Below are 17,910 nucleotides of genomic sequence, written 5' to 3'. Positions count from 1 at the left end.
CGGCTCAGGCTTCCGGCTGAGTCTCCGGCTGACTCTCCGGCTGACTCTCCGGCTGAGTCTGCGGCTGACTCTCCGGCGTTGCCGGGCTCATACCGGCCAGCACCCGGAACGTGCGGACGAACGCGAACTGGAAGGTGGTTCGCCGCGGCAGCGCGTAGACCAGCAGGGCGGCGATGGCGAAGACGATGGCCTTGTCCATGGGGTCCGAGATCAGCGCCTGCTTGGTAATGGCGGCGAGGAGGGTGTCGCCCATGGCGCGGAACGCGCTGACCACTGCTCCAGTGCCAAGGCCCGCGGTGCCGCCGAAGACGAAGGCCGCGATGGGGGCGGAGACGACGCCGGCGAGGATGCCGGTGACGAAGCCGGCCACGGGTGCGAGGTAGAAGCGGCGGAACAGCCCGCCGCGGGCGGCCAGGCCGGCCAGGAAGCCGATCAGCGCCGCCCCGGCGGCGAAGGGCAGCACGGTCGGGTTGAAGAAGGACCACACAATGGTGCTGAGGGCGCCGGTGGCGGCTCCTGCGGCGGGGCCGGCGAGGACGGCGATCAGCACCGTGCCAATTGCGTCGACGTAGAACGGCAGTCCGGTGGCGCCCATGAGCTGGCCCAGGACGACGTTCAGGACCAAGGCCACCGGCATCAGCACCAGCGTGGGCGTGGGGAGGGTAGGAAGCGCCGCCGCGATCAGCAGGACGGCGCCGAGCAGGAACCCGCCGAGCGCCACGAGCGCCGCGAAGCTGGCCGGGCCGCTGGCGATGTCCGCGGGCTGGGTGAGGACCAGGAAGAGGTAGGTGGCCACGATCGCGGCGGCGCCGCCCAGTTCCAGCAGGCGGCGGTTGCGCTGTGCCTTAGTTTTGCCGGCAGCGGAACCGGCGCCGGTGGCAGGGAGGAGCAGGGACTGCAGTGACATGGGGATGGTCCTTCGATGGGAGCTGCAACATCCGCCTATGTCACCTCGGCGCAGCTACCATCCTAACCAGTAGCGGGCGCCCCGGCGGACGTGATCCGCCGCGCCAGTGCGCCGACGGAGGAAATCAGCTCCCCGAAACACTGCTCCGGATCGTTCGAGGCGACGATCCGGGCATTGGGCGGCAGGCCCCACAGACCGCGGAAGTCCGCCACCGTGGTGCCGATCAGCAGCGGCGAGGCGGTTTCGACGTCGACCGTGGCCAGGCGGGCCGTGAACGGGGTGCGTCCCACGGCGGCGCAGGCCGCGAAGGCGTCATGCATGTGCGCCACGTAGCCCTGATCGTAGAGCCGGTGGAATTCCATGTAGAACCGGATGGCGTCGGACAGGCAGGCCACGAGCGGGCTGGTGGAGGCGCTGCGAAGGCCCTCCGGCTGATCCGGCAGGACCAGTTCCGGCCCGGCCCCGGCAGCCTCGCCGAGGCGCCGGAGGTGTTCGGGCAGCATCTCGATGCGCTCCGTCGTTTCCAGCGCGCACACCAGCGGCAGTTTGTCCTCCGGCAGGCCGCGGTAGGCGGCGAAGACCTCCTTCGCCGCGTGCGGGTCCACCGAGGTGTTCCATTCCGCCGTCGGCGTCGTGTTGCCCTGGTAGTAGAAGCTCCCGCCCATGATGACGAGGCCCTTGAGCAGCCGCGGCAGCTCGGGTTCGCGGCGCAGCGCGAGGGCGAAATTGGTCAGTGGGCCGGTGACGAGCCCGGTGATGTCCCCCGGGTGCGCCCGGACTTCGTCCACCCAGACGTCGACGGCGTGCCGCGGCGAGATGCCGGCGGCCGGTGCCGGCAGCTCGGCGTAGCCGATCCCCTGCGGCCCGTGGGTCTCCTCCGTGGTGACCAGCGGGATTTCCAGCGGCACCTCGGCTCCGACTGCCACTTCGACGCCCTGCCGGCCGCAGAGCTCCAGCAGCGCCAGGTTGTTGAGTGCCACCTGCCGGGCGCCGACGTTCCCGGCCGTGCACGTGATCGCCTGGAGGTGCACCTCGGGCCGGGACAGCACGTAGACCAGGGCCAGTGCGTCGTCGATTCCGGTGTCGACGTCCATCAGGATTCTCCGGCGTGCAGCAGGCACGTCAGGCAGGGCCCCCGGGGTGGGGGCCGTTGAGGACAGCTCCATCTAGAACAGCGCGACCTTCGGCGTGCGCGGAAACAGGTCGTTGAGCTCGGCACGTTCCGCGGCGCTGGGGATCCAGGCCACGGCGGCGGCGTTCTGGCGGACCTGTTCGGGCCTGGTGGCGCCGGCGATGACGCTGCTGACCGAGGGTTGTGCCGCGAGCCAGGAGAAGGCCACCTGGATCTCGTTCAGGCCCCGTTCGGCGGCGAAGGCGCTGAAGGCGCCCAGCTGGTCCCAGTCGGCGTCGTGGACCAGGTTGGTGCGGGTGTGGCTGAGGCGCGAGCCCTCGGGCGCGGTGTCCTTGGCGTACTTGCCGGTCAGCAGGCCGTTGGCCAGCGGGAAGTAGGGCAGGACGCCCAGGCCGTAGGCTTCGGCGGCGGGCGTGACCTCTAGTTCAGCGCGGCGGTCCAGCAGGTTGTAGTGGTTCTGGCTGGAGATGAAGCGCGCTCCGTCGCGGGACCGGGCGACGAATTCGGCCTCGGCGATCTGCCAGCCGGCACGGTTGGAGTGGCCGATGTAGCGGACCTTGCCGCTGGTGACGAGCTCGTCAAGGGCGTCGAGGGTCTCCTCGATCGGGGTCAGCGGGTCGGGGGTGTGGAACTGGTAAAGGTCGATCCAGTCCGTGCCGAGCCGGCGCAGCGAGGCTTCGGCAGCTTTGATGATGTACCGGCGGGAGCCGCGGGCGCCGAAGTCGTTGCCGTTGGCCCCGCGCATGTCCATGCCGAACTTGGTACCGATCACGGCGTCGTCGCGGCGGCCCTGGAGTGCCTTGCCCAGCATGGTCTCGCTGAGGCCCGGTTCCTTGCCGTAGGTGTCCGCGACGTCGAAGAAGGTTATGCCGGCGTCCAGCGCCGCATGCACGACGGCGTCGGTCCCCTCCTGCGACTCGGTGGCCGTATTGGCCCGGCCCAGGTTGTTGCAGCCAAGCCCTACGACGGAGACGGTCAGTCCGGAATTTCCCACACGGCGGTATTCAGTCATGGGGTTCAGCCTATAACGGCCGGGAGCAGCTCCCGGGCAGGGCCGGCGCCTGCGGGGCGGGGCCGTTCCGGCAGCCCGCGTTGGGCCGGCAGGCGGCGTTGGGCCGGCTGCCCGGCGTTTCCCCGGCTGCCGGACCGGCCGTAGGGTGCAACGCGATCAACCCGCGGGCAGTTCCAGCCCTCGTTCGTCCAGGGCATCCTCGAGTTGGGCAAGGGTCCGCGGGCAGATACCGTGCATCCCGGCAAGCCGACGCCGGCCAAGCTGCACGAGGTGTTCGAGGGTTTCCACCCCCGCGTGCGCGAGCGACTTGCGTGCCGGCGCCGCCAGCCCCGCCGGGAGCGGAGTACTGCCAGGTTGAGACGATTTGCGCGTCATTGCGTGCCTTTCAGTCGGTTGCCCCCAAACTGATGCGAGCCGTGCCCGGCTCCTAGCAGGTGTTACCTAGAGCGTGAAGCTGTTGGCCGGCTTCGGTGAGTGCTTGAGCTTGAAGGACGTCTCGCCGAACGCTGCCGCGCCGATGCTCAGCTTGGTGAAGTCGAGGTCCTCGCCGCGGATGCAGACCTTGATGGCGTTGACGGCCTTGTTGACGTCCGGGGTAAGGATGAAAATGTTGAGCTTGGCATCCGAGAATTCCGAGCGGTCCACGATTCCGAGCCCGCGCCAGGCCAAGTGGCTGATCAGCGCGTCCTTGGCCTTCTCCTCGAGGTACCGGTCCCGGGAGGTCCCGTCCTTGGTTTTCAGGGCATATTGGGCCACCACCCAGAACTGTTCCCCCTCTGGAATTTCGGCGTACCCGTCCTCGGCGCACTGCACGGCGAAGGCATCCATGAGCCGCTCCGCGGCCTCGGCGTCGGCAGCGTCGGTCTCTTCCGTTGCGCTCTGGTGCCCAACGACGCCGTGATTCATGACAAATTCGTTGAACTCCTCGTCAATCCAGGCTTCCCTGAACTGCAGGGTGCCTTCTTCATCACGCTTATAGACCCGGATAATTCCGCTCATGCCCGTCCTCTCCTGAACCATTCGCGGACTGTGCCGTCGAACGGTGGCTCTTGTGCCTTGACGGCCTGGTAAACCTGGTCCGGTGCCGCGGCGAAACCATCCGCCACGGCTGCGCCGGGTGTCTTCACTGAATCGGCAGGCTGCCCGTGCTGGGGTGCGCCTGGCCCGGGAGGGGCCGCGCGAACGGCACCTTGGTCCCCAGGACCTGCGCGACGACGTCGTGCGTGATCTGCTGCGCGGTCAGGCCCACCCGCTCCAGGACCTGGCTGCGGGATCCGTGGTCCAGGAACTCAACCGGGAGGCCCACCTCGTTCAGTGCGGTGTCCACCCCGGCCGCCCGCATTTCCTGCCGGATCCGGGACCCGACGCCGCCGGCGCGGACCCCGTCCTCGATGCAGATGACAAGGCGGTGGTGGGAGGCGAGGGCGATGACGGATTGGGGAACCGGGAGGACCCAGCGCGGATCCACGACGGTGGAGCTGATGCCCTGCGCGCCGAGCCGGTTGGAAACGTCCAGGGCGAGTTCGGACATCGCCCCGACACTGACGATCAACACGTCGTTGTCGCTGGAGCCGGCCGGGCGGCGCGCCAGCACGTCCACTCCGTCGTTGAGCCGCTCGATGGCCTCCACCTCAGCCCCCACTGTGCCCTTGGAGTAGCGGATCACGCTGGGGGCGTCCTCAATGGCGACGGCTTCACGCAGTTCCTCGCGGAGCCGGCTGGCGTCGCGGGGCGCCGCGAGGTGCAGCCCGGGCACGATCTGGACCATGGCCATGTCCCACATGCCGTGGTGGCTGGCGCCGTCGGGCCCGGTCACGCCGGCCCGGTCCAGGACGATCGTGACACCGGCCTTGTGCAGGGCAACGTCCATCAGGAGCTGGTCGAAGGCGCGGTTCAGGAACGTCGCGTAGACCGCGACGACGGGGTGCAGTCCGCCGAAAGCCATGCCGGCGGCGGAGGTGAGGGCGTGCTGCTCGGCGATGCCGACGTCGAATACCCGCTCCGGGTGCCGCGCCGCGAATTTATGCAGCCCGACGGGAATCAGCATGGCGCCGGTGATGCCCACGATGTCGTGGCGTTCGTCCGCGATGTCGGCGATCTCGTCGGCGAAGACGGACGTCCAGGACTTCGCGCCGCCGGCCTCGGTGGGTTCGCCGGTCTCGGGGTCGATGATCCCGACGGCGTGGAACTGGTCGGCTTCATGCGCGCGGGCGGGCGCGTAGCCGTGGCCCTTTTCGGTCATGGCGTGCACGATCACGGGACCGGCGTAGTTCTTGGCGGTGGCCAGTGCGGCCTCCATGGCCTGGAGGTTGTGGCCGTCCACGGGGCCGATGTACTTCATCCCGAGGTCCTCGAACATGCCCTGAGGGGCCCACCAGTCCTTGACGCCCTTTTTCATGGCGTGCAGGCTGCGGTAGGTGAACTGGCCCGCGGGTCCGCCGTTCTGCAGCTTCCTCCGCCACCAGTCCAGGGTGCCTTCGTAGGCGGGCGCGGCGCGGAAGGAGTCGATGGTGGGGCGCAGCGAGGCGAGGTAGTCCGCGAATCCGCCCACGGTGGGCGCGTAGGAGCGGCCGTTGTCGTTGACGACGATCACAACGCGGCGTTTCTTGTCCGCGGCGATGTTGTTGATGGCCTCCCAGGCCATGCCGCCGGTGAGGGCGCCGTCGCCGACGACGGCGATGACGTACCGGTCGCCGTCGCCGGTCAGCTGCCGGGCGCGGGAGATCCCGTCCGCCCAGGAGAGCGAGGAGGAGGCGTGCGAGCTTTCGACGATGTCGTGTTCGGATTCGGCGCGGTCCGGGTATCCGGACAGGCCGCCCTGCTGGCGCAGGGTGCTGAAGTCCTGGCGTCCGGTGAGGAGCTTGTGCACGTACGACTGGTGGCCGGTGTCGAAGACGATGCTGTCGCGGGGGGAATCGAAGATCCGGTGGACCGCGAGGGTGAGTTCGACGACGCCGAGGTTGGGGCCCAGGTGCCCGCCCGTCTGGGAGACGTTGCCGATCAGGAACTCCCTGACCTCGGCTGCCAGCTGATCCAGCTGCGCCTCGGACAACTTGCTCAGGTCCTGCGGATTCCGGATGGTCTCCAAGATTCCCAACGGCCCCTCCTTCGGGTGGTAGACATGCCTTTTAACTCTAACGCCTCCGGAGAAGCCCTGGTGCCGGAACGGGAAAGCCCCGGTCCGTCGGTGACGGGCCGGGGCTTTCTCGTTGGGCTGCTCGGTCTGCGCTAGCTCGCGGAGATCTGGCGCAGCACGTACTGCAGGATGCCGCCGTTGCGGTAGTAGTCCGCCTCGCCCGGGGTGTCGATGCGCAGGACCGCATCGAAGGACGTGACGGTGCCGTCAACAGCAGTGGCAGTGACCTTGAGCGTCTTCGGCGTGGTGCCTTCGTTCAGGGCAGTGACGCCCTCAACCGCGAAGGTCTCCGTGCCGGTCAGCCCGAGGCTGGCAGCGTTCTGGCCGGCCGGGTACTGCAGCGGCAGGACACCCATGCCGATCAGGTTGGAGCGGTGGATGCGCTCGTAGCTTTCGGCCACGACGGCCTTGACGCCCAGGAGCGCGGTGCCCTTGGCTGCCCAGTCACGGGACGAGCCGGAGCCGTACTCCTTGCCGGCCAGGACCACCAGCGGGATGCCGGCGGCCTGGTAGTTCTGCGCGGCGTCGTAGACGTAGGCCTGCGGGCCGTCAGCCTGGGTGAAGTCGCGGGTGAAGCCACCCTCGACGCCGTCCAGAATCTGGTTCTTGATCCGGATGTTCGCGAACGTTCCGCGGATCATGACCTCGTGGTTGCCGCGGCGCGAGCCGTAGGAGTTGAAGTCCTTGCGCTCCACACCGTTGGCCAGCAGGTACTGCCCGGCCGGGGTGTCCGACTTGAAGGAACCTGCCGGGGAGATGTGGTCCGTGGTGACCGAATCGCCAAGCTTCAGCAGCACGCGTGCGCCGGTGATGTCCTGGACGGGTTCCGGCTGCGCCTTCATGCCCTCGAAGTACGGGGGCTTCCGGACGTACGTGGACTTCGGATCCCAGGCGAAGGTGTCGCCGGCCGGGGTGGAGAGTGCCTTCCAGCGGTCGTCGCCTTCGAAGACGCCCTCGTAGCCGCGGGCGAACATTTCCTTGTCGATCGAGGAATCGATGACCTGCTGGACCTCGACCGGGTTCGGCCAGATGTCCTTCAGGAAGACGTCGTTGCCGGCCTCATCCTGGCCCAGGGCGTCGTTCTCGAAGTCGAAGTCCATGGTTCCGGCCAGGGCGTAGGCGATGACCAGCGGCGGGGAGGCCAGGTAGTTCATCTTCACGTCCGGGTTGATCCGGCCTTCGAAGTTGCGGTTGCCGGACAGCACGGCGGTGACCGAGAGGTCGTTGGCCTGGATGGCCTCGGAGATCTCGGCGTCGAGCGGGCCGGAGTTGCCGATGCAGGTCGCGCAGCCGTAACCGACGATGTAGAAGCCAAGCTTCTCCAGGTACGGGGTCAGGCCGGACTTGTTGTAGTAGTCGGTGACCACCTTGGACCCGGGAGCCACGGAGGTCTTGACCCACGGCTTAGAGGTCAGGCCCTTGTCGACGGCGTTGCGGGCCAGCAGCGCGGCGGCCAGCATCACGGACGGGTTGGACGTGTTGGTGCAGGACGTGATCGAGGCGATCGAGACCGCACCGTGGTCCAGCTCGAACTCGCGGCCGTCCGCGGTCTTGACGCTGACCTTGTTGGACGGGCGGCCGTCGGACGCCGGGCCGTGCGCGTGCGGGGCCTCGTCCGTGAGGTGGCTAGCGGAGCCCGTGAAGGACGGAGCGTCGGAAGCCGGGAAGCTTTCGTCGATTGCCTCGTCCACGCTTCCGTCGGCCAGCTCTTCCTTCACGTAGTTGCGCAGGTCCTGGCGGAACTGGTCCTTGGACTCGGTGAGGATGATGCGGTCCTGCGGGCGCTTCGGGCCTGAGATCGACGGAACAACCGTGGACAGGTCCAGCTCGAGGTACTCGGAGAACTTGATCTCGCGGGAAGGATCGTGCCAGAGGCCCTGTTCCTTGGCGTAGGACTCGACGAGGGCGACGTTCTCTTCGGACCGGCCGGTGAGGCGCAGGTAGTCGAGGGTGACGTCGTCGATCGGGAACATCGCAGCCGTGGAGCCGAACTCCGGGCTCATGTTGCCGATGGTGGCGCGGTTGGCCAGCGGCACAGCCGCGACGCCTTCGCCGTAGAACTCCACGAACTTGCCCACCACACCGTGCTTGCGCAGCTGCTCGGTGATGGTCAGGACAACGTCGGTGGCGGTTGCGCCGGCCGGGATGGACCCGGTCAGCTTGAAGCCCACGACGCGCGGGATCAGCATGGAGACGGGCTGGCCCAGCATTGCTGCCTCGGCCTCGATGCCGCCGACGCCCCAGCCCAGCACGCCCAGGCCGTTGACCATGGTGGTGTGGGAGTCGGTGCCGACGCAGGTGTCCGGGTAGGCCCGGAGGGCTCCATCAACTTCGCGGGTCATCACGGTGCGGGCCAGGTACTCGATGTTGACCTGGTGCACAATGCCGGTTCCCGGCGGGACCACCTTGAAGTCGTCGAACGCGGTCTGGCCCCAACGCAGGAACTGGTACCGCTCGCCGTTGCGCTGGTATTCGATCTCCATGTTGCGCTCCAGTGCGCCGGAGTTGCCGAAGGCGTCGATCTGCACGGAGTGGTCGATCACCATCTCGGCAGGTGCCAGGGGGTTGACCCGCTTGGGGTCACCGCCGAGTTCCTTGACTGCTTCACGCATGGTGGCAAGGTCCACAACGCAGGGCACGCCAGTGAAGTCCTGCATGATCACGCGCGCCGGCGTGAACTGGATTTCAGTGTCGGGCTCGGCGCTGGGGTCCCAGCCGGCCAGTGCTCGGACGTGATCGGCCGTAATGTTGGCGCCGTCCTCGGTCCTCAACAGGTTTTCAAGCAATACCTTGAGGCTGAACGGAAGGTTTTCTGCACCTTCAACGGAGTTCAACCGGAAAATTTCGTATTCGGTACCGGCTACATTAAGTTTGCCTTTTGAACCGAAGCTGTCCACAATGCTCATCGCAGGACTCCTCTCGCAACAGTTTCATCTTTGTCGCGCCGCAGACCCCTTGCTAGTTAGGGGGTCCTAACTAATGCTTGGCCTTGTTCGCACAAGGATCAGTACAGGGTGCAGGAGTCAGCCGTGATTACGGAGCGCGACGTCGGACTACTCCGCCCATCCTAGTGGCCTCAGCCCCGGGGAGTCAGCAGCGCCACAGTCTCCATGTGGTGAGTGTGCGGGTACAGGTCAAACGCCCGCAGCCCGTTCAGTTCCCAGCCGGACTGCTGGAAGTAGCCCAGATCGCGGGCAAAGGACGCCGGATCGCAGGACACATAGGCAACGGCCCGGGGGCCGGCGGCGACCAGCTGGTTCACAACGGCCTTGCCGGCGCCGGCCCGGGGCGGGTCCAGCAGGACGGCGTCGAACGTGCGTGCCTTGTCGCGCAGGACCCGTTCCACCCTGCCCTGGACGATTTCGACCTGGGACGCGTCATGGAGGTTCTTGCGGGCGTCCCGGCTGGTGCCTGGCGATCCTTCCACGGACAGGACGGACCCGGTGACGCCCACGGCGTCCGCGAGCGGCCCGGTGAAGAGGCCCGCCCCGGCGTAGAGATCCGCCACGACGGCGCCGGCGTCAAGGTAACCGCCGTCCCGCAGGAAGCCGGTGACGGCTCCGATGAGGGTATCCGGGGCGTCCCGGTGGATCTGCCAGAAACCGTCGCCGGTGACGCGGTAGTCGTGGCCGGCGGCGGATTCCTGCACGTAGGTGCGCCCGCGCAGCCGCAGGACTTCGCCCTTGACCGGGTCGAAGCTGGCCACCGAGACGTCGTCGGGCATCTGGGCGAGGACCGCGCTGAGCCGCTTCGCGCGGGTTCCCGCGGCCGGGACCAGGAGCACCAGCGGGCGGGAGCCGTTGGCCGGCGCGGCCACCTCAATGCGGTCGATGCCCTGCAGGTCGATGTCCCAGAGCCGGAGCGCGTTGATCGCGTCCACGGCCAGGGGCATGTCCCGGACCGGGAGGACGGTGTCGGAACGGTGCGCATGCATGCCGAGCTTTCCGGCCGGGGTCACCGCGAAGCCCGCGCGGGTCCGCCAGGCGAGGCCCGCCGCCGCAGGCGTTCCGGGCTCCCCCACCGCTTCCACGATGACTCCCTCCCCCTCCGGGAGGTCGACGCCGGCCAGGCGGCGCAGCTGTTCCGCCAGCACCTCGGCCTTGAGGCTGCGCTGGCGCTCCAGGGAGATGTGGCCGAGTTCGGCGCCGCCCACGGGCGGGTGGCGGTGCGACCAGGAGCGCACGGAATCCGCCAGGTCCCAGAAGTGTTCCACCCGGTCGGGGGAAGCCGCCAGGACTTCCACGACGTCGCCGCGCCAGAACTTGGCGTCCGGGCCGGACTCCGTGAGGCGGACGCGGACCTTTTCGCCGGGGATGCCGTGGCGGACGAAAATCACGCGTCCTTCATGCCGGGCCACGCAGTGTCCGCCGTGGGCGACCGGACCGACGTCGACGGTCAGTTCTGTGTGGGTTTGCGTCTGGGTCTCGGAGCTCATTGGATGTCCTGCAGTCTCTTGGCTTCTTCGGATGATTTCAGCTGCCACGGCACACTGGCCACCATGACGCCCGGCTCGAAGTGCAGCCGGGTCTTGATGCGCAGTGCGGTCTGGTTGTGCACCAGTTGCTCCCACCACTTGCCCACGACGTACTCGGGGATGTAGACGACGATCAGGTCGCGGGGCGAATCGCGCCGCATGTTCTTGATGTACTCCATGATGGGCGTCACCGTTTCGCGGAACGGGCTGGCCAGCACCGTCAACGGTACCGGGATTTCCAGCTTCTCCCAGTCCGCGACCGTCTGCTCGGTCTCTTCGGTGCTGATGTCCACGGTGATGGCGTCCAGCCGGGAGGGCCGCGATGCGCGGGCGTAGGCCAGCGCCCGGAGCACCGGCTTGCGGACGTGCGAGACAAGCAGCACGGCGTGCACGCGGGTGGGCAGGGCACGCGGCGAGGTGTCCTCGTCCACCGCGAGTTCCTTGGCCACATTGTCGTAATGCGCCCGGATGCTCCACATGATCAGGAACAGCACGAACATGGCCAGCAGCGCGATCCAGGCGCCCTGCTGGAACTTGGTAATGAGGACGATCACCAGCACCAGTGAGGTCATGCCGAAACCGATGGTGTTGATGGTGCGGGACTTGACCATCCGCCGTTTCGCTGCCGGGTCCTTCGCGAGTTTCAGCTCCCGGCCCCAGTGCCGGATCATACCGAGCTGGCTCACCGTGAAGGAGATGAAGACTCCCACGATGTAGAGCTGGATGAGCTTGGTGACGTCCGCGTTGAACGCGATGATCAGCACCAGGGCCCCGGTGGCCAGGGCCAGGACGCCGTTGCTGAAGGCCAGCCGGTCCCCCCGGGTGCGCAGCTGGCGCGGAAGGTAACCGTCCTGGGCCAGGATCGAGCCCAGCACCGGGAAGCCGTTGAACGCCGTGTTGGAGGCGAACACCAGGATCACGCCGGTGGCAGCGACAACGATGAAGAACGGGATGGACGCTGCGCCAAAGATGGTCTGGGCAATCTGGCTGATCGCCGGACTCTGGATGTAGCCCTCCGGCAGCGGCTGGCCGTCCAACAGGAACTCGGTGGCCGGGTCCAGCACGATGTGCACTTTCGTGGCGTTGGCCAGGTAGATGATCCCGGCCAGCATGGAAGCGGCGATCACACCGAGCAACAGCAGGGTGGTAGCGGCGTTTTTGCTTTTGGGCTTCTTGAAGTTCGGCACACCGTTGCTGATGGCCTCAATGCCAGTCAAAGCGGCGGCGCCGGAGGAAAACGCGCGGAGCAACAGGAACGCGCCGGCGAGGCCGACGAGCCCCTCGTCGAACCCGGGCGCCGGGACAATCGTGAAGGCAGCCGAGGGCGCCTGGCCCAGCTGGCCGGTGGCGGCCTGGAAGACGCCGACGGCCGTCATGCCGAGGATGGCCGCCATGAAGATATAGGTGGGTACGGCGAAGACGCTGCCGGCCTCCTTGATGCCGCGCAGGTTCACGAGGGCCAGGATCACCACACCGATGGTCGCGATGGCGGCCTGCTGGCCATGCAGTGCCGGCACCGCGGTGGTCAGGTAGGTGGCGGCGGAGGACATCGATACGGCGACGGTCAGCACGTAGTCGACCAGCAGTGCGGAGGCCACGGTGAGCCCGGCGTACTTGCCCAGGTTCTCGTTCGCGATCTCATAGTCGCCGCCGCCGGAGGGGTAGGCGTGGACGTTCTGCCGGTAGGAGGCGACCACGGTCAGCAGCACCACCATGACGGCCAGGCCCACCCACGGCGAGAACGCCACGGCACTGACGCCGGCCAGCGCCAGCGTCAGAAGGATTTCATCGGGCGCGTACGCCACGGACGACAGCGCGTCAGAGGCGAAAATGGGCAGGGCGATCCGCTTGGGCAACAGGGTGTGGGCCAGGCTGTCGTTCCGGAAGGGCCTGCCTACCAGCACCCGCTTCACGGCATTGAATATTGTCGGCACCACACAAAGCTAGTCCCATTCGGAGCCGATGTCATGACGGCGGCCGTCCCTGCCGGCTGGGGCAGACTTGTTGGTGGCCGCGCCCGCTGCCGGGCGGGTGGCCGCGCGCTGCGGCCAAGCAGGTTAAGGCGCAGGTTGCGGGGCTGGCTCCGCGCCCGGCAGTGGCCGGTATTGTTTTACGCAGCAGCAGCTGTTAAGGCAATACAGGAACAAAGGAGGCACGGTTGGCGCACTTCGTGATCATGGGTTGTGGCCGCGTGGGGGCAACCCTGGCGCACACCCTCGAGGACGCGGGCCACTCCGTGGCCATCATCGACCAGGATGACCGCGCGTTCCGGCGGCTCCGCGCGGGCTTCACGGGCCGCAAGGTCACCGGCGTCGGATTCGACCGGGAGACCCTGAAGCAGGCCGGTGTCGCGGACGCCTACGCCTTCGCGGCCGTCTCCAGCGGCGACAACTCCAATATCCTGGCCACCCGGGTGGCCCGCGAAACCTTCCACGTCCCGCACGTAGTCGCCAGGATCTACGATCCGGGCCGAGCGGAGATCTACCAGCGGCTAGGCATCCCCACGGTCGCCGCCGTGCGCTGGAGCGCCGACCAGGTGCTCCGGCGGATCCTTCCCGAACAGCACCTTGCCGGCGACTTCCGGGACCCCTCGGGCCGGCTGGTGCTCGCCGAGGTGGACCTGAACCCCGAGTGGATCGGCCACCCGGTGACGTCGATCGAGAAGGCCGCCGGCATCCGCGTCGCCTACCTCACCCGGTTCGGCGAGGGCATGCTGCCCGTGGCCGGCACCCTGTACCAGGACGGAGACACGGTGCATGCCATGCTCGCCGTGGACCGGAGCACCGAAGTCGCCCACATTCTGGCCAAGTCCCCCGCCAAGGAGTCCTAAGTGAAAGTCGTCATTGTCGGGGCGGGAAGCGTCGGTTCCTCGATCGCGCGCGAACTGTTGGCCCACAAACACGAGATCCTGCTGATCGACCTGAAGCCGGAAGTGATCGGGCGCAGCGGCCTGCGCGGCGCCCACTGGCTGGTCGGCGATGCCTGCGAACTGAGCACGCTCCAGGACGCGAAACTGGAGGACGCCGACGTCGTGGTTTCCGCGACCGGCGACGACAAGGTGAATCTGGTGGTCTCACTGCTCGCGAAGACCGAATTCGGCGTCGGACGGACGGTGGGCCGGGTCAACAACCCCAAGAACGACTGGATGTTCGATGACTCTTGGGGCGTCGACGTCGCGGTTAACACCCCGCAGCTTATGACCGCCCTGGTCGAGGAAGCGGTGGAGATCGGTGACCTGGTCCGCCTGCTGACCCTGCAGACGGGGGTGTCATCCCTCGTCGAATTCACGGTCCCCCATGATTCGCACGTGATTGGGCTGACGGTGGGCAGCATCGACTGGCCGGAGGATTCGACCCTCGTGGCGATCCTGCGCGACCAGGCGCCCATCACCCCGAGCCGCGACGACGTGATCGACGGCGGGGACGAACTGTTCTTTGTGACCACGATTGCGGCCGAGGATGAGCTGCGCGCCCTCCTCTCTTCCGAATCGGCGGAGGACGAGGAGCCTGACCACGACCAAGCGGCCGTTGCCGCCGACGACGGCTTCGACGGCTGACTCGCTTGCGCTGTCAGTTGGAGTGGTTATGGCACCTTGATAACGACTCCAACTGACAGGTCAACTGGTTTTGGCGGCCGGAGCGGGCCGGGTCAGCAGCCAGGCGACCCAGATGCCCAGGATGTACAGCGGCGCGCCCATCAGGAGCCGCGTTGTGGCGAGGGCCGCGAAGCCCGGCTCGCCCATGAAGTACAGCGGGACCTGGACCACTAGCCGCAGGGCCAGCACCGCGATGATCACCCAGGTGCCGAGCTGGTAGGCCTTGACCCTGGCTGGATTCTTCCGCCAGTCCAGGCCTTCATTCCGGATGAAGCCGAAGATCAGCCCGGCGAAGGGCCAGCGGACGGCAATCGAGATGGCCATCGCCACGATGTAGGCGGCGTTGGTGAAGAACCCCGGGACGTAGAAGTCTTCGGCCTTGCCGGTGCTGTTGGCGAGCCACGCGGAGATCCCGACGCCGGCAATCCCCGCCAGTGCCTGCGTCAGCGGTTTGCGCTGGACCAGCCGGACTACGGTGAACACGGCGGCCGCGGCCAGCGACAGGACCAGCGCCAGGGGCAGCTCGCGGGTGATCGTGAAAGCGACCAGGAACACCAGGCCGGGAAGGATGCTCTCGGCAATGCCCTGGATCCCGCCGGCACTTTTGAGCACGTCGATGTTGCCGTTGCTGGAACGGTGCAGCCCGGCCTTGGCTGCGTAGCCTTCGGCGAGCTCCGCGACGGTCGGCTGAGCTGCCGCGGGCTGCTCCGCTGGGCCGTGCCCGGCCGAATCCTGGCCCGCTGGCCCCTGTCCGGCTGAACCCTGTCCGACTGCTGGTTCGGGCTTCTCGGGCAAGGTCATTGCTCCTCCTGGCGGGAGAGTATTTCGTAGCGGGGATTGAACATGGTGGGCAGGCCGTCACGGACGGTGACCATGCCCTGCAGGCGGAGTTCGGTGCCGGCGTCGACTCCGGGGATGCGGCGGCGTCCCAGCCAGACCACCCGGAGCCGGTCCTTGGGACCGGAAGGCCGCTGGCGCCGGGAGCCTGCGGGCTGGGCTGCGCCGGGCTGCACTGCGCCGTTCTGGGCTCCGCCGGCGGTCTGGACTGTTGCGGGCCGGCCGGCGGCTGATCCTGAGGGGACCGCCACTGCCCCGGCGCCGCGGGTCCTGGCCCCTTGGGGCTCGTTGCCCGGCGCATCGTGGTCCACGACGACCGCGGTGAAGGCAGCCACCTGGCTTGCCGGGGCGTAGGTGACCGACTCAATGAAGCCACGGCACACTACCCGGCCGCGGTCCGGGAGCTCCCTCACGGAGACGGAGGAAACCGGATCCTGGCGGGGGGCATCAGCCAATCTGGGTAATCTCCGGTCCACGTTCGGGCCGTTCCAGGTCCGGGGCGGACTGCGGCGCGGGCACGGCGTTGTCCTTCGGCAGACGCAGTTGCAGCAGGTCCCGCGGCGGCATCGGGTTCTCCCCGCGGACCACCACGATCTGCCGGAACAGCGCCTCAAGCCCGGCGGCCGCGTCGCGGTCCACGGCGGCCTCGCCGCCGAGCACGCCGCGCAGGAACCAGCGCGGACCGTCGACGCCGATGAAGCGGGCCACGCGGTAGCCGTGGCTTCCGTCGGCGCCGCTGGCCGGGAGCTTGGCGAGGAGTTCGGTGCCGAAGCCACCCTGGACTTCCTCGACCTGGCCGCCCTGGCTGCCGACCGACTGGCCGATCTGCTCACGGATTTCGTCCCACAGGCCTTCGGAGCGGGGAGCCGCGAAGGCTTGGAGTTGGAGGCTCGAGCCGTTCAGGTCCATGGTGACGGCGACGACCCGCTGCGTGGCCTCTTCGACCTCGAGCCGGAGTTGCAGGCCTTCCGCGGGAGCGATCAGGAGCGCGCCGAGGTCCACGTAGCCGTCCTGGTCCTCAATTTCCGACACGTCGAAGGGACCCGTGGCGCCGCGGCCGGGAGCAGCGGAGGAAGTCCCGGCAGAATCATCGACGGTAGCGTCGGCAACTGGCTCCCGGGCTTCCCCGGAGTCCGTCGGTTCCTGCTTGGTTTTCCTGCCACGCCCAAAAACCATGGGGTTCTCTCCTTAGTTGTGATCCTGTGCCGCAGCGTCGTCCGCGACCGCGCGGCGCCTGCCGTTTTATGCTGTCTCTTGCAGCAACAACGGCCGTCCGATACGTCCTGTACTAGGTCCTGCTCATAAGTCCCTGCGTAAATACTGCGGGTGGTGCGGGCTGCCGGTCAGACCGGCGCGCCGAAACCGCCGGTGGATCCGAAGCCTCCGCCGCCGCGAACCGAGTCGCTGAGCTCCTGGACCGGCAGGAAGCGGGCGTACTCCACGCGCTGAATTACCATTTGTGCAATTCTATCGCCGCGCTTGAGTTCGATCGCCTCCCGGCGGTCAGTATTGAGCAGAGTCACCGCGATTTCTCCGCGGTAGCCGGCGTCGACGGTCCCGGGGGCGTTCACCACGGTCAGGCCGTGCTTGGTCGCGAGCCCCGACCGCGGGTGGATCAGGGCCACAAAACCATCGGGCAGGGCAATGGAAACACCTGTGGGGACCAGTCTGCGCTCCCCCGGTTCCAGCACTACGTCCTCGCGGGCGCGCAGGTCCGCGCCGGCGTCGCCCGGGTGCGCATACGACGGCGGTTCCAGGCCGTCGTCGAGCATCTTCAGTTCCACCGTCAGTGTGGCGGTCCCGTATTCCACTTCCGCTGCGGGCGCGGTCTCTTGCTGTGCCGCGGGCTTTGCCGCAGTCGTTTCTTCAGTCACAGTCCCTCACTCTAACGCCAGCACGGAAGATCGGCCTAGCCGCGGCCGGCGGGCTCGGACCCCCGCGGCCGCTTCCGCTGCCAAGGTGAAATAGCCTGGGAAAAGTGGAAAGCTGGGCCTATGCCCGAATCCAGTGCAGCAGTGCCTGCCCCCAACAGCACCCCCAGCGACGCCGTTTTGTACAACGAGAAGCTTTGGCCCAATGCCTGGATCTGGCTGGTGGCGGCGGGACTGTCGGGTGCCGGGATCTTCGTGTTCGCGCCCATCAGCATGACTGCAGGCCTAACAGCGGCCGTTGTCCTGTTCGCGATCATCGCCGTGCTTCTGGTCCTCTCGACCCCCACCATCACTGTCACCGGCTCCACGCTGCGCATCGGCCGGGCCAGCATCGACCGCCGCTTCGTGGGCACCGCATCGGCTTTCCGCGGCAAGGAGGCGACGGCGGAACGCGGCACCCGCCTCAACGGCCTGGCTTTCCTGTGCATCCGCGGGTGGATCGATCCGGTGGTCCGCATCGAAATCACCGATCCGTCCGACCGCACGCCGTACTGGCTCACGTCCTCCCGCCACCCGGACGAACTGCTCGCCGCCCTGAAGGTTTAGCCCTCACAGTCCTTGCAGTACTTGAGGCCGTCCTTCTCGCGGGCGATCTGCGAACGGTGGCGGACGAGGAAGCAGGAGGCGCAGGTGAATTCGTCGGCCTGGGCCGGCAGGACCCGGACCAGCAGTTCCTCCCCGGACAAGTCGGCGCCGGGGAGCTCGTAGCCTTCGGCAAGGTCCGATTCGTCTTCATCGACCACTGCGGACGGCTTTTCCGTGCGGCGCGCTTTCAACGCGTCAAGGGAGTCCTCACTGAGGTCCTCCTCGGTCTTGCGCGGCGCATCGTAGTCTGTCGCCATTATTTGTTGCTCACACTCCGCATTCGTTCCGTTGGATGGCCGCT

The 17,910-nt window shown here is 67.7% G+C and carries 17 protein-coding genes; 3 read left to right on the top strand and 14 right to left on the bottom strand.

Annotated elements, in window-relative coordinates; translation table 11 throughout:
* Positions 1 to 4: 4 nt before the first annotated feature.
* The 9 genes from ASE96_RS13740 to ASE96_RS13700 all read right to left on the bottom strand — a co-directional run bounded on the left by ASE96_RS13740 (position 5) and on the right by ASE96_RS13700 (position 12,595).
* On the bottom strand, positions 5 to 907 hold the full coding sequence (locus ASE96_RS13740) for a hypothetical protein (RefSeq protein WP_056431451.1): 903 nt from the start codon (positions 905 to 907) through the stop codon (positions 5 to 7).
* 62 nt (positions 908 to 969) lie between these two features.
* On the bottom strand, positions 970 to 2,001 hold the full coding sequence (locus tag ASE96_RS13735) for a nucleoside hydrolase (RefSeq protein ID WP_056431449.1): 1,032 nt from the start codon (positions 1,999 to 2,001) through the stop codon (positions 970 to 972).
* Between the two features lie 72 nt (positions 2,002 to 2,073).
* Positions 2,074 to 3,051 carry an aldo/keto reductase gene (locus tag ASE96_RS13730; protein WP_056431446.1) on the bottom strand — a complete coding sequence of 326 codons (978 nt, stop codon included), beginning with the start codon at positions 3,049 to 3,051 and terminating at the stop codon, positions 2,074 to 2,076.
* A 156-nt stretch (positions 3,052 to 3,207) separates the two neighbouring features.
* Positions 3,208 to 3,426: a hypothetical protein gene (locus ASE96_RS13725; protein ID WP_056431439.1), complete on the bottom strand. Its 219-nt coding sequence runs from the start codon at positions 3,424 to 3,426 to the stop codon at positions 3,208 to 3,210.
* 66 nt (positions 3,427 to 3,492) lie between these two features.
* Positions 3,493 to 4,050 (bottom strand): hypothetical protein, encoded by a 558-nt coding sequence (locus tag ASE96_RS13720; protein ID WP_056431436.1) that lies wholly within the window; start codon positions 4,048 to 4,050, stop codon positions 3,493 to 3,495.
* Positions 4,051 to 4,174: 124 nt separating this feature from the next.
* Positions 4,175 to 6,148 (bottom strand): 1-deoxy-D-xylulose-5-phosphate synthase, encoded by a 1,974-nt coding sequence (gene dxs / locus ASE96_RS13715; RefSeq protein WP_056431433.1) that lies wholly within the window; start codon positions 6,146 to 6,148, stop codon positions 4,175 to 4,177.
* A gap of 131 nt (positions 6,149 to 6,279) precedes the next feature.
* The gene (locus ASE96_RS13710; RefSeq protein ID WP_056431430.1) at positions 6,280 to 9,093 is read right to left on the bottom strand and encodes an aconitate hydratase; all 2,814 of its coding nucleotides are present in this window, start codon (positions 9,091 to 9,093) and stop codon (positions 6,280 to 6,282) included.
* Between the two features lie 170 nt (positions 9,094 to 9,263).
* The gene (locus ASE96_RS13705) at positions 9,264 to 10,622 is read right to left on the bottom strand and encodes a class I SAM-dependent RNA methyltransferase (protein ID WP_056431427.1); all 1,359 of its coding nucleotides are present in this window, start codon (positions 10,620 to 10,622) and stop codon (positions 9,264 to 9,266) included.
* The gene (locus tag ASE96_RS13700) at positions 10,619 to 12,595 is read right to left on the bottom strand and encodes an APC family permease (protein WP_200913058.1); all 1,977 of its coding nucleotides are present in this window, start codon (positions 12,593 to 12,595) and stop codon (positions 10,619 to 10,621) included. The genes ASE96_RS13705 and ASE96_RS13700 overlap by 4 nt, the downstream gene beginning before the upstream one ends.
* Before the next feature lie 224 nt (positions 12,596 to 12,819).
* Here ASE96_RS13700 and ASE96_RS13695 point away from each other — a divergent pair, with 224 nt between their 5' ends.
* Complete coding sequence (locus ASE96_RS13695) at positions 12,820 to 13,491, top strand: potassium channel family protein (RefSeq protein ID WP_056431422.1); 672 nt, start codon at positions 12,820 to 12,822, stop codon at positions 13,489 to 13,491.
* On the top strand, positions 13,492 to 14,217 hold the full coding sequence (locus ASE96_RS13690) for a potassium channel family protein (RefSeq protein WP_056431419.1): 726 nt from the start codon (positions 13,492 to 13,494) through the stop codon (positions 14,215 to 14,217). It begins immediately after the preceding gene.
* 60 nt (positions 14,218 to 14,277) lie between these two features.
* Here the strand turns inward: ASE96_RS13690 and ASE96_RS13685 are convergent, their stop codons facing one another.
* The 4 genes from ASE96_RS13685 to dut all read right to left on the bottom strand — a co-directional run bounded on the left by ASE96_RS13685 (position 14,278) and on the right by dut (position 16,967).
* Positions 14,278 to 15,057 (bottom strand): DUF3159 domain-containing protein, encoded by a 780-nt coding sequence (locus ASE96_RS13685; protein ID WP_056431416.1) that lies wholly within the window; start codon positions 15,055 to 15,057, stop codon positions 14,278 to 14,280.
* Positions 15,054 to 15,548 carry a hypothetical protein gene (locus ASE96_RS19195; protein WP_056431413.1) on the bottom strand — a complete coding sequence of 165 codons (495 nt, stop codon included), beginning with the start codon at positions 15,546 to 15,548 and terminating at the stop codon, positions 15,054 to 15,056. Before ASE96_RS19195 ends, ASE96_RS13685 begins: the two co-directional genes overlap by 4 nt.
* Complete coding sequence (locus ASE96_RS13675) at positions 15,541 to 16,269, bottom strand: DUF3710 domain-containing protein (protein ID WP_056431410.1); 729 nt, start codon at positions 16,267 to 16,269, stop codon at positions 15,541 to 15,543. Before ASE96_RS13675 ends, ASE96_RS19195 begins: the two co-directional genes overlap by 8 nt.
* A gap of 167 nt (positions 16,270 to 16,436) precedes the next feature.
* Positions 16,437 to 16,967 carry a dUTP diphosphatase gene (gene dut / locus ASE96_RS13670; protein ID WP_056431407.1) on the bottom strand — a complete coding sequence of 177 codons (531 nt, stop codon included), beginning with the start codon at positions 16,965 to 16,967 and terminating at the stop codon, positions 16,437 to 16,439.
* Between the two features lie 120 nt (positions 16,968 to 17,087).
* Between dut and ASE96_RS13665 the strand changes: the two genes are divergently transcribed.
* Positions 17,088 to 17,570: a DUF3093 domain-containing protein gene (locus ASE96_RS13665; RefSeq protein WP_056431404.1), complete on the top strand. Its 483-nt coding sequence runs from the start codon at positions 17,088 to 17,090 to the stop codon at positions 17,568 to 17,570.
* Here ASE96_RS13665 and ASE96_RS13660 read toward each other — a convergent pair.
* Positions 17,567 to 17,866 (bottom strand): DUF4193 domain-containing protein, encoded by a 300-nt coding sequence (locus ASE96_RS13660; RefSeq protein ID WP_056431401.1) that lies wholly within the window; start codon positions 17,864 to 17,866, stop codon positions 17,567 to 17,569. The genes ASE96_RS13665 and ASE96_RS13660 overlap by 4 nt on opposite strands.
* Positions 17,867 to 17,910: the final 44 nt, after the last annotated feature.

This window comes from Arthrobacter sp. Leaf69, from assembly GCF_001422645.1.
GTDB lineage: Bacteria > Actinomycetota > Actinomycetes > Actinomycetales > Micrococcaceae > Arthrobacter.
The sequence above is the reverse complement of the archived record's forward strand: the minus strand, read 5'-3'. Positions and strand labels throughout refer to the sequence as shown.